The sequence below is a fragment of the Streptomyces fodineus genome, from assembly GCF_001735805.1.
GTDB lineage: Bacteria > Actinomycetota > Actinomycetes > Streptomycetales > Streptomycetaceae > Streptomyces > Streptomyces fodineus.
The window spans coordinates 1,405,798-1,420,343 of record NZ_CP017248.1; the positions used below are offsets into that span (position 1 = coordinate 1,405,798).

At 72.8% G+C, this 14,546-nt stretch carries 11 protein-coding genes; 8 read left to right on the forward strand and 3 right to left on the reverse strand.

From position 1 onward, the window contains the following. Positions 1–35: 35 nt before the first annotated feature. The 7 genes from BFF78_RS05815 to BFF78_RS05845 all read left to right on the forward strand — a co-directional run bounded on the left by BFF78_RS05815 (position 36) and on the right by BFF78_RS05845 (position 9,215). A complete protein-coding gene (locus tag BFF78_RS05815) occupies positions 36–1,022 on the forward strand; it encodes a hypothetical protein (RefSeq protein ID WP_193433417.1) in 987 nt (328 codons plus the stop codon). A 42-nt stretch (positions 1,023–1,064) separates the two neighbouring features. Then, positions 1,065–2,597 (forward strand): amino acid permease, encoded by a 1,533-nt coding sequence (locus BFF78_RS05820; RefSeq protein WP_069777280.1) that lies wholly within the window; start codon positions 1,065–1,067, stop codon positions 2,595–2,597. 183 nt (positions 2,598–2,780) lie between these two features. Beyond that, entirely contained in the window at positions 2,781–3,872 is a 1,092-nt protein-coding gene (locus BFF78_RS05825) for a mechanosensitive ion channel family protein (RefSeq protein WP_069777281.1), read from the forward strand. A 31-nt stretch (positions 3,873–3,903) separates the two neighbouring features. Then, positions 3,904–4,308, forward strand: a complete 405-nt coding sequence (locus BFF78_RS05830) for a DUF4186 domain-containing protein (RefSeq protein WP_069777282.1) — start codon at positions 3,904–3,906, stop codon at positions 4,306–4,308. A 296-nt stretch (positions 4,309–4,604) separates the two neighbouring features. Then, complete coding sequence (locus BFF78_RS05835) at positions 4,605–6,824, forward strand: NADP-dependent isocitrate dehydrogenase (RefSeq protein ID WP_069777283.1); 2,220 nt, start codon at positions 4,605–4,607, stop codon at positions 6,822–6,824. Positions 6,825–7,054: 230 nt separating this feature from the next. Beyond that, positions 7,055–7,834 (forward strand): N-formylglutamate amidohydrolase, encoded by a 780-nt coding sequence (locus BFF78_RS05840; protein WP_069777284.1) that lies wholly within the window; start codon positions 7,055–7,057, stop codon positions 7,832–7,834. A 157-nt stretch (positions 7,835–7,991) separates the two neighbouring features. Further along, the gene (locus BFF78_RS05845; protein WP_069777285.1) at positions 7,992–9,215 is read left to right on the forward strand and encodes a cytochrome P450; all 1,224 of its coding nucleotides are present in this window, start codon (positions 7,992–7,994) and stop codon (positions 9,213–9,215) included. Between the two features lie 102 nt (positions 9,216–9,317). On the opposite strand, the gene BFF78_RS05850 is transcribed toward BFF78_RS05845, so the two are convergent. Genes BFF78_RS05850 through BFF78_RS05860 form a run of 3 tightly spaced genes read right to left on the reverse strand, consistent with a single transcriptional unit; the run spans position 9,318 to position 11,856 of the window. Then, on the reverse strand, positions 9,318–9,800 hold the full coding sequence (locus BFF78_RS05850) for a hypothetical protein (protein WP_069777286.1): 483 nt from the start codon (positions 9,798–9,800) through the stop codon (positions 9,318–9,320). Further along, positions 9,797–10,435, reverse strand: coding sequence for an RNA polymerase sigma factor (locus BFF78_RS05855; protein ID WP_193433418.1), 639 nt, complete (start codon positions 10,433–10,435; stop codon positions 9,797–9,799). The genes BFF78_RS05850 and BFF78_RS05855 overlap by 4 nt, the downstream gene beginning before the upstream one ends. Further along, positions 10,432–11,856, reverse strand: a complete 1,425-nt coding sequence (locus BFF78_RS05860; protein WP_069777288.1) for a S8 family peptidase — start codon at positions 11,854–11,856, stop codon at positions 10,432–10,434. The genes BFF78_RS05855 and BFF78_RS05860 overlap by 4 nt, the downstream gene beginning before the upstream one ends. A 76-nt stretch (positions 11,857–11,932) precedes the next feature. On the opposite strand from BFF78_RS05860, the gene BFF78_RS05865 reads away from it, so the two are divergent. Further along, entirely contained in the window at positions 11,933–14,545 is a 2,613-nt protein-coding gene (locus tag BFF78_RS05865; RefSeq protein ID WP_099054824.1) for a CHAT domain-containing protein, read from the forward strand. Position 14,546 lies beyond the last annotated feature (1 nt).

Sequence of the window (14,546 nt, forward strand, 5' to 3'; positions counted from 1 at the left end):
TCTCCCGCGCGCCAGTGGCCCGGGGCCGACGGCTGATGGCCAGAGAAGGACCCCGTCCCTCCTACGACCCCGCAGGCCCGGACCACGCCCTGCGCTCCGCGCTGCAGGATCTGCGCACCGGCCGCTGGATGGCCATGCGCGCGCTGCTGGCGGACACCGCGCCGGGCTGGCAGTGGACCCAGCGCACCCAGGTCCTCGCGGCGGCCGCGGCCGGCACCGACGTGGTGCGCGCCTGGCTCGCGGAGGAGCCGGACAGCGTGCACGCCGCGGTGATGCACGCGCGGGTCGGTGTGGAGCGGGCGCTGCGGGCCCAGCGGGAGAAGCACCTGCGCACCCACGAGCTGTGGATCGAGGCCTGGGACGCCGCCCAGTCCGCCACCCGGATCGCCGCGCGGGACCCGGTGCCCTGGGTGTGCCTGCTGGCGCTGGCCCAGCTGGATCCGGAGCAGCGCTGGGAGGAGCACCGGGCCCCCGCGCCCGAGCCGATGCTGCCGCCGGGGCCCTGGGGACTGCTGGCCGAGGCCGGCCGACGCGACCCGTACAACCGCGAGGCCCACCACCGGATGCTCCAGTTCCTCTACGTGCGCGGCGGTTCGGGCCGGCTCGCGGAGGCCGCCGGCTACGCGCAGTGGGCGGCCGGGCAGGCACCGCCCGGTTCGGCGCTGCATGTGCTGCCGCTGTACGTCCGCGTCGAGCGCTACCGGCGCGACAGCGGGCACGACGCGGCGCTCGACCTGCACTGGGTGGCGGAGGACGCGGCCCGCGAGGCGACGCGCGCCCTGCGCTCCTGGTTCGAGCAGACCCACCGCGCCGAACGCTCGCTGCTGGACCTGAACCATCTGGCCCACGCCCTGTGGGGATCGCTGCAGTTCCCCGACGCGACGCGGGTGTTCGACGCCATCGGCCCGTACTTCACACCCCCGCCCTGGATGTACCGCACGCCCGACCGCGCCCGTGCCGTGGAGGTCTTCAGCCAGGCCCGGGAACGCTGCCGGGCGGCCGCGGACGGCTCACGCCCCTGAACGTGCCCTGTCCCCAAGCCCTTTGATCCGGAGGTCCCCCGCATGTCCCCCACCCCCGATGCCGCGCCCGCCCCGGGCCTGCCCCAGCAGGACGAGGAACGGCGGCTGCGCGAACTCGGCTACCGGCCGGTGCTGGCCCGCCGTATGGGCGGTTTCGGCAACTTCGCGATCAGCTTCTCGGTGATCTCGATCCTGTCCGGCTGCATGACCCTGTACGGCTTCGGCCTGAGCACCGGCGGCCCCGCCGTGATGCTGTGGGGCTGGGCGGGCGTCGGCCTGTTCGTGCTGTGCGTCGGTCTCGCGCTCGCCGAGGTCACCAGCGCCTATCCGACCTCCGGCGCGCTGTACTACATGGCCGACCGGCTCGGCGGCCGGCGCTGGGGCTGGTACACCGGCTGGCTGAATCTGCTCGGTCTGCTCGGCGCGATCGCCGGTATCGACTACGGCGCCGCCCTGTTCACCGGCGCGTTCGCGAACCTGCAGTGGGGCTTCACACCGACGCCCGGCAAGACCATGCTGATCTTCTGCGCCATCCTGCTGCTGCACGCGGTGCTGAACCTGTTCGGCGTCCGCCTGGTCAGCCTGCTCAACTCGGTCAGCGTGTGGTGGCACCTGGCGGGCGTCGCACTGATCGTCGGCGCGCTCGCGATCGTGCCCGACCACCACCAGTCGGCGTCCTTCGTGTTCACCAAGTTCGTCAACGACACCGGCTGGCACAACCCGGTCTACGTGGCGGCGATCGGCCTGCTGCTCGCGCAGTACACCTTCTCCGGCTACGACGCCTCCGCGCACCTGTCCGAGGAGACCTCGCAGGCCTCGGTGTACGCGGCGCGCGGCATCGTGCGGTCCATCTGGGCGTCCTGGATCGCCGGCTTCGTCCTGCTCGCCGGTCTGACCTTCGCCATCCAGAACTACGACGCCACCCGCACCACCGACACCGGTGTGCCGCCCGCGAAGATCCTCCTCGACGGCCTCGGCACCGGCGGCGCGAGCGCCCTGCTCCTGGTCGTGATCATCGCCCAGCTGTTCTGCGGCAACGCCGAGGTCGCCGCGGCCAGCCGGATGGTGTTCGCCTTCAGCCGCGACGGCGCGCTGCCCGGCTCCCACCTGTGGCGCAAGGTCAGCAGCCGCACCCAGACGCCGGTCGCCGCCGTCTGGCTGTCCGTCGTCGTGGCGTGCGTGCTGGCGCTGCCGTCGCTGTACTCGGCGACGGCGTACAACGCGGTGACCGCCATCAACGTCATCGGCATCACCCCGGCCTACGCCATCCCCGTGCTGCTGCGGCTGCGCGCGGGCGACCGTTTCCAGCCGGGGCCGTGGCAGCTGGGCCGCTGGAGCAGGCCGATCGGCTGGATCGCGGTGATCTGGGTGGCCTGTGTGACCGTCCTGTTCTGCCTGCCCCAGGCCTCGCCGGTCACCGTCGACACCATGAACTACGCGTCGGTGGCGCTCGCCGTGGTGCTGATCCTGGCGACCCTGTGGTGGTACATCGCCCGCCGGTCCTACGGCACCCCCACGACCGCCGCGTACGGCAGCGACCGCGACCAGGCCGAACTCGCGGAGGGCATCATCTGAGCGATCCGTCCGAGGAGCGCCGGTCCCGGTACGAACTGGTGTTCCGGATACGGCAGGATGAACGATCGCGCCGGTCACCGGAGTTTCCCCGGCCGGCGCGATCGCACATCCCGCACATCGAGCAGGTGACAACGTGACGACACTTCACAACTCCGCAGCAGGCACGCGCCCCGGAGGTGACCGGTGAACCGCGCGGTGACCCTCGACGACCTCGTCCTCGCCGGCATCTCCCTCGCGGCCGGCCTGCTGCTCGCCTTCCTGTCGCGCACCCTGCTGCGCTGGCTCGCGAAGCACGCCAAGCGGACCCGCTGGAGCGGCGACGACATCATCGTGGACGCACTGCGCTCGGTCGTCCCGTGGGCGGCGATCGCGGGCGGCGCGGCGGCGGCAGCGGCCGTACTGCCGCTGACCCGGACCCTGCAGCACCACACCGACCAGATACTCGAGGTGTGGCTGATCTTCGTGGTGACCCTGTCCGCGGCGCGGGTGATCTCCGGTCTGGTCAGCACGCTCACGCAGTCCCGGTCGGGCGTGGCGGGCTCGGCGACCATCTTCGTCAACATCACCCGGGTGCTGGTCCTGGCGATCGGTTTCCTGATCGTGCTGCAGACGCTCGGCATCTCGATAGCGCCCCTGCTGACCGCCCTCGGCGTCGGCGGTCTGGCGGTGGCCCTCGCCCTCCAGGACACGCTCGCCAACCTCTTCGCGGGCATCCACATCCTGGCCTCCAAGACGGTCCAGCCCGGCGACTACATCCGCCTCGGCAGCGGCGAGGAGGGCTATGTCGTCGACATCAACTGGCGCCAGACGACCGTCCGCCAGCTCTCCAACAACCTCGTGGTCATCCCCAACGGCCAGCTCGCCAAGGCCAACATGACCAACTACACCCATCCCGAGCAGCGGTTGACGGTTCTGGTGCAGGTCGGAGTGGGCTACGACGCCGACCTGGAGCACGTGGAACGCGTGACGGCGGAGATCGTGGCGGAGACGATGCGGGAGGTCGAGGGCGCCGTACCGGACCACGAGCCCGCCATCCGCTTCCACACCTTCGGCGACTCGCGTATCGGCTTCACGGTGATCCTGGGCGTCGGCGAGTTCAGCGACCAGTACCGCATCAAGCACGAGTTCATCAAGCGCCTCCACCGGCGCTACCGCCAGGAGGGCATCACCATCCCGGCCCCCGCCCGCACGGTGGCGCTGCAGCAGGGGGCGGTGGTGATTCCGCAGCAGCGGAGCGGGGAGGAGATGGCGCCGGGGGCCACGGCGGCCCAGTAGCCCGGCCGCGGGCGGCTAGGCTCGAAGCGGTATGACTGGTTCCCCCGATCCCGCCTCGCTCGACCAGCGGCTCGACGCGATCGCCCGCCTGCCCTTCCGGGCGAAGTTCCATCTGCGCGGGCGGGAGCGGGCCACCGCCGAGCTGAAGGGGCCGGCGACGATCCGGTGGCACGCGTACGACCTGATCGCGAAGCGGCTCGCGCCGACCGAGCCGTACAAGGACGGCAAGCAGACGCCGTATCGCGGCCACCCGGTGTTCGTCGCGCAGCACGCGACGGCCACCTGCTGCCGGGGCTGTCTGGAACGCTCGCACGGGATTCCCAAGGGGCGGGAGCTGACCCGTGCCGAGCTCGTGTACGTGGTGAACGTGATCTGCCGCTGGATCGAGCGGGAGCTGGCGGGCGGGGACGGTCCCGGCCCCGCCCGCCCGCGCTGATCAGGGCAGCGTCGCGGAGTTCTCGTGGGCGAGTAGCGCCGGCTGTCGAAGAGGTCGACGGCGTTCGGCGCGGCGACCGGGCCCGAGGCGTGCCGACGGTGATCTGGACAGGCAAAAGCAGAAGGCGGCCCGCGATCACCCATGGTCGGCGGGCGATCGCTTGTCATGACCATCCGAAGCGGCGGTCCGGTTGCACGGGCACGGCACCTTTTCCGGCCGGGACCCCTGTCGAGCGGACCCCGATCACGAGATATCTTGATGTCGAGCAATGTTGCAGACGTGGAGCGGAGCACCCGGTGACTGACTCGACCATCATCTACACCTACACAGACGAGGCCCCGGCCCTGGCGACGCATTCGTTCCTGCCGGTGATCCAGGCGTACGCCTCGCAGGCCGGTGTGCCCGTGACGACCCGGGACATCTCGCTGGCGGGACGCATCATCGCCCACTTCCCGGAATACCTGAACGAGGACCAGCGCATCCCCGACGCGCTGGCCGAGCTGGGTGACCTGGCCAAGACTCCCGAGGCCAACATCGTCAAGCTGCCGAACATCTCGGCGTCCATCCCGCAGCTGCGCGCCGCCGTCGCCGAGCTGCAGGGCAAGGGCTACGCGCTGCCGGACTACCCGGACGACCCGAAGACCGACGAGGAGCGCGAGATCCGCGCCCGCTACGACAAGGTCAAGGGCTCCGCGGTCAACCCGGTGCTGCGTGAGGGCAACTCCGACCGCCGCGCCCCGGCGTCGGTGAAGAACTACGCCAAGACCCACCCGCACCGCATGGGCGCCTGGACCGCCGAGTCCCGGACCAATGTGGCGACGATGGGCGAGAACGACTTCCGCTCCACCGAGAAGTCGGTCGTCATCGCCGAGGACGGCGCGCTGAGGATCGAGCTGGTCGGCACGGACGGCACCACCACCGTCCTGAAGCAGTCCGTACCGGTCCTGAAGGACGAGGTCGTCGACGCCTCCGTCCTGCACGTCGCCGAGCTCGAGGCGTTCCTCGCCGCGCAGGTCGCCCGCGCCAAGCAGGAGGGCGTTCTGTTCTCCGTGCACCTGAAGGCCACGATGATGAAGGTCTCCGACCCGATCATCTTCGGTCACGTGGTGCGCGCCTTCTTCCCGAAGACGTTCGCGAAGTACGGCGAGACCCTCAAGGCGGCCGGCCTCACCCCCAACGACGGCCTCGGCGGCATCCTGAAGGGCCTGGACGGCCTGCCCGAGGGCGCCGAGATCAAGGCCTCCTTCGACGCCGAGCTGACCGAGGGGCCGGCCCTCGCCATGGTCGACTCCGACAAGGGCATCACCAACCTGCACGTGCCGTCGGACGTCATCGTGGACGCCTCCATGCCGGCGATGATCCGCACCTCCGGCCACATGTGGGGCGCGGACGGCCAGGAGCACGACACCCTCGCCGTGATCCCGGACTCCTCCTACGCCGGTGTCTACCAGGCCGTCATCGACGACTGCCGGGCCAACGGCGCCTACGACCCGTCCACCATGGGCTCGGTCCCGAACGTCGGCCTGATGGCGCAGAAGGCCGAGGAGTACGGCTCCCACGACAAGACCTTCGAGGTACCGGCCGCGGGCACGGTCCGCCTGGTCGACCAGGCCGGCAACGTCCTGATCGAGCAGCCGGTCGCGCAGGGCGACATCTTCCGCGCCTGCCAGACCAAGGACGCCCCGATCCGCGACTGGGTCAAGCTGGCCGTCACCCGCGCCCGCGCCACCGGCGACCCGGCCGTGTTCTGGCTGGACGAGGACCGCGCCCACGACGCGCAGCTCATCGCGAAGGTCGAGCGGTACCTGCCGGAGCACGACACCGAGGGCCTGGACATCAAGATCCTGTCCCCGGTCGAGGCCACCAAGCTGTCGGTGGAGCGCATCCGCCGCGGCGAGAACACCATCTCGGTGACCGGCAACGTGCTGCGTGACTACCTGACCGACCTCTTCCCGATCCTGGAGCTGGGCACCAGCGCCAAGATGCTGTCGGTCGTCCCGCTGATGGCGGGCGGCGGCCTGTTCGAGACGGGCGCCGGCGGCTCCGCGCCGAAGCACGTCCAGCAGCTGGTCAAGGAGAACTACCTGCGCTGGGACTCCCTCGGTGAGTTCTTCGCGCTCGTCCCCTCCTTCGAGCAGTACGCGACGGCCACCGGCAACGCCCGCGCCAAGGTCCTCGCCGACACCCTCGACCGCGCCACGGCGACCTTCCTCAACGAGGACAAGTCCCCGACCCGGCGCGTCGGCGGCATCGACAACCGCGGCAGCCACTTCTACCTGTCCCTGTACTGGGCTCAGGAGCTGGCCCGGCAGACCGACGACGCCGACCTGGCCAAGGCCTTCGCGCCGCTCGCCGAGACCCTCGCCGCGAACGAGCAGAAGATCGTCGACGAGCTGATCGCGGTCCAGGGCTCCCCGGCCGACATCGGCGGCTACTACCAGGTCGACAAGGCCAAGGCGGACGCGGTCATGCGCCCGTCGGCCACCTGGAACGAGGCGCTGGCGTCCCTGAGCTGATGCCCGCGGCTCCTGCGCCGCCCTCGTGAGTGACCCTCCGCCCCGGCCGGGATTCCCCGCCGGGGCGGAGCCGTCGGGTCACCACTGCCGGGTGGCGACGCGCTTGCGGAAACCGGTGCCCCGCCACCCGGGAATCGCTGATCGGCATGCTCCGGCCCCGCCCCTCGCCCGGTCGTCGATGTGACACCTTGATCCTGCACCAGACCACCGACAAAGCCCCGGAGCCATGCATGCCCTCATTCGAACTCCTGCCCGGTTCCCCCGCATCGCCGGTGCTGCTGCACGTGCCGCACTCCGCGCGGACGGTCCCGGAGGACGTGCGGGCGGGGATCGTCCTGGACGACGCCGGTCTCGAGCGGGAACTGGACCACATCACGGACGCGCACACCGCCGAACTCGCCGAGCGGGCCGCCGCTCTGGCCGGGGCCACGCCCTGGCGGTTCGTGAACCGGCTGTCCCGGCTTGTCGTGGACCCGGAGCGGTTCCCGGACGAACGGGAGGAGATGACGGCCGTCGGCATGGGCGCGGTGTACACGCGGACCACGCACCGCAGTGAGCTCCGCCCGGCGGACACCGATCCGGAGCCGCTGCTGGAGCGGTACTTCCGGCCGTATGCGCGGGCCATGACCGAGGCGGTGGCACACCGGCTGGCCGCGACCGGCCGGGCCGTGGTGATCGACGTCCACTCGTATCCCACCGAGCCCCTTCCCTACGAACTGCACGGCACCGGGCCGCGTCCACCGGTGTGCCTGGGCACGGATTCCTTCCACACCCCGCCGGAGCTGGTCCGGGCGGCCCGGAAGGCATTCGCGCACTGCGGGGAGATCGGTCTGGACAGCCCGTTCGCGGGGACGTACGTACCGCTGGAGTTCTACGGCACCGACGCCCGGGTCAGCGCCCTGATGGTGGAGATACGACGGGACACGTACATGGCGGAGCCGGGCGGTGCGGCGGGGCCGGGCCTGGACCGCCTCGCCACAGCGCTGGCCGCACTGGTGGAAGCGGCCTGAGTGCAGCGCCCCAAAGGGGCGCGGGGAACTGCGTGAGCAACCAAGACCGAGCCGCACACGCCCGACGGCACACAGCCCCACCCCGATAGGCGCCCGCCCCCACCACTCGGAGCACCACCGCAGGACAGCCGGAGGCACCCGTACCAGGCTGGACGACATGACCGAGGAGACCACGCTCACCGGCCAGGTCCCGCCGCCCGTGCGGGACTGGCGCACACCCGACCTGGACGGGACGGACTTCGACCCGGTCCTCGCCGGCCTGATGCGGGAGGGTCCGCTGACCCGGATCCGGCTGCCGTTCGGCGAGGGCTGGGCGTGGCTGGCGACCCGCTACGACGACGTCAGGCTGATCACGAACGACCCCCGGTTCAGCCGTACCGAGGTGACCCACCGACAGGTGACCCGGATGGCACCGAACTTCGCGCCCCGCCCGGGCTCGCTGGCCTGGGCCGACCAGCCCGACCACAACCGGCTGCGCAAGCCGGTCGCGGGCGCCTTCACGGTGAGCGCCGTGAAGCGGCTGCGGCCCCGCGCGCAGGAGATCCTGGACAAGCTGGTGGACGGCGTCGTACACGACGGGCCGCCGGCCGATCTGATCGAGCGGGTGCTGGAGCCGTTCCCGCTCACCGTGGTCAGCGAGGTGATGGGCGTGCCCGCCGCCGACCGGGCGCAGGTGCACGCCTGGACCCGGGAGATCATCTCCACCAACGGGGCCGAGGCGGCCGGCCGGGCCAAGGAGGGCCTGTACGGGTGGATCACCACGACCGTCCGGGCCCGGGCCGCGAGCCCGGGCGAGGACGTCTACTCGATGCTCGGCGGGGCCGTGGCGCGCGGCGAGATCAGCGAGGAGGAGGCCGTCGGGCTGGCCGGCCCGCTGCAGATCGGCGGCGAGGCCGTCACGCACAACTGCGGGCAGATGCTGTACCTGATGCTGACCCGCCCGGAGCTGATGGAGCGGATGCGGGCGCGGCCCGAGGCGCGCGGTCCGGTGCTGGACGAGTTGTTCCGGTGGATCCCGCATCGCAGCTCGGTCGGGCTGGCCCGGATCGCGCTGGAGGACGTGGAGATCGCCGGGCACCGGATCGCCGCGGGCGAGCCGGTCTACGTCTCCTACCTCGCCGCCAACCGCGACCCGGCCGTCTTCCCCGAGCCGGACCGCATCGACCCCGACCGCGATCCGAACCCGCACGTGGCGTTCGGCAACGGACCGCACTTCTGCACCGGCACGCTGCTGGCCCGGATGCAGACCGAGTTGCTGGTGGACACCCTGCTCGACCGGCTGCCCGGGCTGCGGCTCGCCGTCCCGGCCGAGCAGGTGCGGTGGCGGCACCGGACGATGATCCGCGGACCGCAGACACTGCCGGTCACCTGGTCCCGCTGACCCTCCTGCCGACCAGGTCCAGGCCCGCAACACCCGGCCGACCAGCCCGGCCCCGCCGATCTCGACGCCGATCAGCCCGACCCCGCTGGCCTCAACCCGCATTCAGGCCCGCAGCCACTCCGTGACGATCACCCCCGCACCCGTCCGCAACCTCAACGCAAACGGACCCGCCGGCGGCGTATCACTGCTGAAACGACCAAGAGTGTCCACCGCAACGGGCCGGGCGGCCTGCGGGCCACCGAGCACGTCGATACGCGCCGACCGTGGCGGCAGCACCTGGCCGATCAGCCCGTCGTCGGTGACCTCGACATCGACGGTGACCTCGCCCGCGCGGAACGTCAGCATCCGCGGTGCGTCGGTGACGCCCCTGACCGGCAGCGCGTCCACCAGCGAGTCGAAGGTCAGCTCGGCGATCCTCGCGTCCAGGTCGTGCAGGGCATAGGCGTCCAGGGCCAGTTGGCGCAGCGCCTCCGGTACCGGGTCGAGGACCGCGGCCGCCTGGCGCAGCTCCTCCTCCAGCAGGGCGTCGGCCAACTCGTCGTCGCCGGTGCCCTGTCGCGGGCTCTGGTTGTCGTCGTCGTTCACGCCGCACCCCGTGCGTCCATCCGGGCCCGCAGCCGGCGCAGACAGCGCTGGCGCAGCGGTCCTATGCTGCCGACCGCGATACCGAGCGCGGCCGAGATCTCCCCGTAGCTGGGCGGCGGGGAGGACACCAGCACGCGCAGCAACTGCCGGCAGCGCTCCCCCAGTCCGTCCAGCTCCTGCCACAGGCGGCGCACCCGCTCGGCCCGGTCCGCCGCCTCCTCCGAAGCGATCAGCGACTCCTCCGGAGTCCGCTCCTCGCTCGCCCGGTCCAGCACCCGCGGGTCGTCGGTCAGGGTCAGCCGGGTCAGGGCCTTGAGCACCTTCAGGCACTCGTGGCGGGCCGTACTCGCCAGCCACGACGCGGCCTTGTCGGGTTCGCGGATGCGCCCCAGGTGCTGGGCGAAGCGGAACCACACGGTCTGGTAGACCTCGTGTCCGTCGGCCTCGGAGAGCCGGTGTGCGCGCACAACCGACCACACCAGCGGACTCATCCCTTCCACCAGTGCTTTCCAGGCCGCGGCGTCCCCGTCGACGGCGGACTGGACGAGCGCGCCGACCTCTGTTCGGTCCACGGATCCACCCCTCGTGTACGGCACGTCATCGTACGCCGTGGAGTGGAGGGTTCCGGACCTCATGCGGGCACAGCCGGGGCGATGACCGGGACCGGCCGCCAGGTGGGCGGCCGGAACGCCGGAACACGCGCCCCGCGCACCTCGGCGGAGTCCGCGGTCGCGGCCAGCAGCCGGGCGCGCGCCACGCGTGGATCGCGCTCCCCCTGCGCCGTCATGTGCGCCGCGACGAGCCCCGCGACGACCGGGGTGGCGAAGGAGGTGCCGCTCCACTGCGCGAGGCCGTCGAACATCACCTGGTCCGGCTTGGCCCCCGTGCTCTCCCGGCCCTCGCTCAACGCGCCGGTGTGGCGCGGGAACTGGCAGGTGCAGGGGTAGTCGAAGCCGAACCGGCAGGCGTCGTAGGTGGAGTGCTGGTACACGTACGGCATGGGCGTGTCGAAGCCGGTGAGGGCGCTGGTGAGGCGCTCGCCCGGGGCGTAGACCCGCACCCAGGGGCCGTGGTTGCTGAAACAGGCCTCGCTCTCGCCGTCCGCGCGCAGCGCGCCGACCGACAGCACGCTGTCCGCGTACTCGGGCAGGGCGGCGTAGGCGGCGGGCCAGAACGGCGTGTCACTGGCGTTGTTGCCGGCGGCGGCCACCAGCAGGGTGCGCTGCTCACGCAGTTCGCGCATGAACGCGTCCAGGCCGATCAGGCCGTCGCCGCTCTCGGTGGGCGTGCCCGCGGAGAGGCTGATGATGTCGGGCCAGCCGCCCTGGTCGACCGCTTCGAAGAGCCGGGCGCCGAACTCGGACTCCAGGATCGCCCCGGCGTCGTTCAGGGTGCCGCGGACGGTGATGGCGGTGTCGGGCGCGACGGCGGCGAGGATGCCGGCGATGAACGTGCCGTGGCCGACGTACTGGCGCAGCACGCCGTCGGCGTCGGTCTCGGCCTGCTGGGCGTCGCCGGTGGTGTGGGCGAGCGGCGGATAGGAGCGGTGGTCGTGCACGAGACCGGTGTCGATCACGAGGACGCCCACGGCGCTGTCCGCGTCGTAACCGCCCTGCGCCGCCGCCGGGTTGGCGGGCTGGGTGCGTGCGACGGGTACCGGCTCGTCGCCGGGGCAGGCGTTGACCGCGATGTGCACGACGTGGTTACGGCTCACCAGCCGGCGGCCCCGGCGGTCCTCGGCCTGGCGCAGGGCGCGCAGCGCGTGCGGGACGGTGTCGTCGCCGGCGCCCGGGGCGCCGGTACGGATGCGGGTGACACCCGTGCGGTTGGTGTCCGGGCCGTCCCGGCGGACATGGTCGGGTACGAGGCCTTCGGTCGCGGTGAAGTGGGCGCGCACAGCGTCCTCGACGGCGCGGGCCTCCTCGCCGTCCCGGGCCAGGACGACCCCCCTCTCGTACAGGAAGTGGGCGTCCTCCTCCGGCCCCATGGCCAGAGGTACGTCCGGCATGGAGCGCTGGATGTGCTCGAACTGCTCGTGGAATCGCTGTGGTGCCATGTCCTGTCCTCCCCCTGAAGACGGTGTTCGACAGTCAGAGCCGCGGGACCACCGTCTGATACAGCAGGCCACTACCATGCGACACGTGACAGCGGGAAGCGAGTCGGTTCTCGAGCTGCTGCCCTTGGTGTTCGCCGACCCGGGCGCGGCCCGGGCACGTGCGGAACAGGTGCTCGACGCCGGTCCGCCGCCCCTGCACGCCAGCGTCGCCCACCAGGTGCTCGGCATCTGGCAGCGGGACTTCGGGGATCTGCGGATCGCGCTTCGGCATCTGCGCCGGGCCCGGGCCCTGGCCGAGCGCGCCGAGTCGGCCGACCGCGAGGCGGATGTGCTCGCGACCCTCGGGGTCGCACTGGTGCACGCGGGGCGCACGCGGCAGGGACTCACCTCCTTCGAGCGCGGGGTCGCCCGGGGCAGCGCGCACACCCGGGCCCGGGTGCTGTACCGGCGGGCGTATGTGTGGTGGGTGCTGGGGCATCACCGGGAGGCCCTGGAGGACGTACGGCGGGCGCTGCCCGTGCTGCGGCAGCTCGGCGACGACATCTGGACCGCGCGGGCGCTGACCCTGCGGGCCACCGTGCATCTGGCGCTCGGCGCGGTGGACCGGGCGGTCGCCGACTTCACGGCGGCGGAGCGGCTGTGGGGCACCACCGGCCAGGAGCACGACAAGGCCGACGCGGTGGAGAGCCGGGGCCTCGCCGCGTTCCGCTCCGGGGACATCCCGGCGGCGCTGCGGCTGCTGGACGAGGCCGAGGAGCGGTACGCGAAACTCGGCACGCCCACCTACATGCTGTCCATCCGGCGCTGCGAGGTGCTGATGGCGGCCGGTCTCGCCCCGGAGGCGCTCGCCGAGGCGGATGCGACGATCGCGCTGCTGGACCGGATCGGCGGGCAGTCGACCCGCAAGGCCGAGCTGCTGCTGGCCGCCGCGCGGGCCGCCCGCTCGGCCGGGGACCCGCACACCGCCGTGGCCCGCGCCGCCGTCGCCGTACGGCTGTTCGCGGCGCAGCGGCGGATGTGGTGGGAGCAGCACGCCCGGCTGGTGCTGATCGAGGCGCGGGTGGCGGCCGGGCGCCGTTCGGGGCGGCTGGTCGCCGACGCGGCCGCGGTCGCCGAGAAGCTGGCCTCCTTCGGCTCGCCCGCCGCGCCGGAGGCCTCGCTGCTCGCGGGCCGGATCGCGCTCGCGCTGGGCTGGACGGCCGACGCGGAACGGCATCTGGCAGTGGCCGCGCGCAGCCGGTACGGCGGGCCGCCGCCGGCCCGGGTGACGGGCTGGGCGGCACAGGCGCTCCGGGCGCGCGCGGCCGGGTCCCGGCGGGGCGTGCTGGAGGCCTGCCGGCGCGGCCTGGACGTGCTGGACGACCACCGGATGACGCTCGGCGCCTCGGAGCTGCGGGCCCACGCCACCGCGCAGGGCGCCGAACTGGCCGCGCTCGCCCAGGAGGTGAGCCTCGCCCACGGCACGCCGCGCCGGCTGCTGGAGTGGAGCGAGCGCTGGCGGGCGACCGTGCTGTCCGCGCCGCCCACCCGGCCGCCCGCCGATCCGGCGCTGCTGAGCGGTCTGACCGCCTACCGGGAGATCGCGGCCCGCGCCGAGGAGGCCCGGATGGAGGGCCGTCCGGTGCCCGCGCTGGAACGCGAACAGCGGCGCCTGGAACGGGAGATCCGCTCCCGCACCCATCACATACGCGGCGCCGCCCCGCACGGGGGCGACCGCTTCGACGTGGCCCGGCTGCTGGACCGGCTCGGCGAGGCGCGTCTGGTCGAACTCGCCGTGGTCGACGGGCGGGTGCACGTCCTGCTGTGCGGACAGGGCCGGGTACGGCGGTTCACCGGGGGCCCGCTGGCGGAAGCGGTGGCGGAGGCCGAACACGTCCAGGCCGGACTGCGCCGGCTCGCCCATCCGGGCGCCGAAGCCCGGCTGCCCCTGGTGGAGGCGGCCGGACTGCGCCTGCAGGAACTGCTGCTGGGCGGGGCGGCGGCCCAGCTCGGCTCCGGTCCCGTGGTGATCGTGCCGCCGGGGGCGCTGCACCGGGTGCCCTGGGCGCTGCTGCCCGCGCTGCGGGACCGGGTGCTCAGTGTGTCGCCGTCGGCGGGCAGCTGGCTGCGTGCCCGGGGGACCGAGCCGCCGCCGGGCGGCCGGCACGTCCTGGTGCGCGGTCCCGGACTCGCGACCGGCGGCGCGGAGGTGCCGGAACTGGCCGGCCGCTACGGCACGGCGACGGTCCTGGAGGGCGACGACGCCCAGGTGCCGCGTGTGCTGGAGCACCTCGACGGCGCGGCCCTGGCCCACCTCGCCGCCCATGGCACCTTCCGTGCCGACAGCCCCCTCTTCTCGGCCCTGCGCATGGCCGACGGCCCGCTGATCGTGCACGACTTCGAGCGGCTCGACCGCAGCCCGTACCGGATCATCCTCTCCAGCTGCGACACCGCCCGCCTGGCCTCCGTGGGTGCCGACGAACTCCTCGGCCTGGTCACCGCGTTGCTGCCGCTGGGCACGGCCGGGGTGGTGGCGAGCAGCGCACCGGTCAACGACGCGGCGGTGGTGCCGCTGATGCTCGCCCTCCACAAGGGCCTGGACACCGGCCTCTCCCTGGCCGAAGCCCTGCGCGACGCCCGCACGACCCTGCCGGGCGACGCGGTCCACCAGGCGACGGGCTGGGCGTTCGCGGCCTTCGGGGCGGCGTAGG